This is a genomic window from Vibrio sp. Y176 (genome assembly GCF_033438945.1).
Genome location: NZ_JAWOQS010000289.1, coordinates 1 through 835, shown reverse-complemented (window position 1 = coordinate 835; position 835 = coordinate 1). Strand labels below are relative to the sequence as shown.

The 835-nt window shown below is 45.1% G+C and carries 1 protein-coding gene; it reads left to right on the top strand.

The annotated features are described in order from the left end of the window. The first annotated feature begins 97 nt into the window (after nt 1–97). The gene (locus R7O13_RS25615) at nt 98–667 is read left to right on the top strand and encodes a PilZ domain-containing protein (RefSeq protein ID WP_031820493.1); all 570 of its coding nucleotides are present in this window, start codon (nt 98–100) and stop codon (nt 665–667) included. Nucleotides 668–835: the final 168 nt, after the last annotated feature.

Genomic DNA, 835 nt, shown 5'->3' with positions numbered 1-835 from the left:
TAAACTTGATAACTTCATTCAGTTAGCGATAATCAGTGCCCTATCCCTCTTATTATTCGTGAAATGAGAGTGCTCGCTGGCAACAAAGGACCGATTTATGACAGAGCAAGAATACTTCACCGTTCACCATAACCTCACCATTAACGTGGAAGCCTTGGGGACCGATTTTGCTTTGCCAGACGAAGAAACGTTTGTGTCAGAAATTCCTGCGCCTTTTATTGTCGCAAGCGAGTTCAGCCACTTAGATACATTGGCAGATAACGCACGCCTAGAGCTGCAAAATAAAGAGCTTAAACACGTTATTAGTTTGCTCGATACGCAAAACTCAAAGCTCAACTTACTGCTGAGCTTTATGTTATCTCAACAAGATGATATTTCGGTTCGCTTCCAGACCACTCAATTTGGTGCAAGTCAGTTGAGTTACCGCTCATCAAGCACAGTAGAAACGGACCAATTTGTCCGAGTAAAACTCTTTCTTGACCATCCTGCTGCGGCAATTTACTGCTACGCTCAAGTCGTAGAGTGTGTCGCGTCTGAGCAAGGGTTCGTCGTCACTCTTAGATATAAAATGCTCAGAGAAGCAGACCAAGATTTGCTCATTAAAGCCGCTTTATATCAACAACAAAAACTTTTACGTCAGCGCTCACTGGAGCGAGATAAAAAATAACTCCTATGACCAAAGCAACGATACTTTCCGTCACCAACCCAACTGAGCGTGGCGACAAAAAACAACTTGGCAACTTACCCGGTGCAGCGCTGCCACTCGCTATTGCCGAACTGGCCAAGCAGCATTCAAGCCACTCATTACTTGTGGTGCCAGACCCGCAGATCGCGT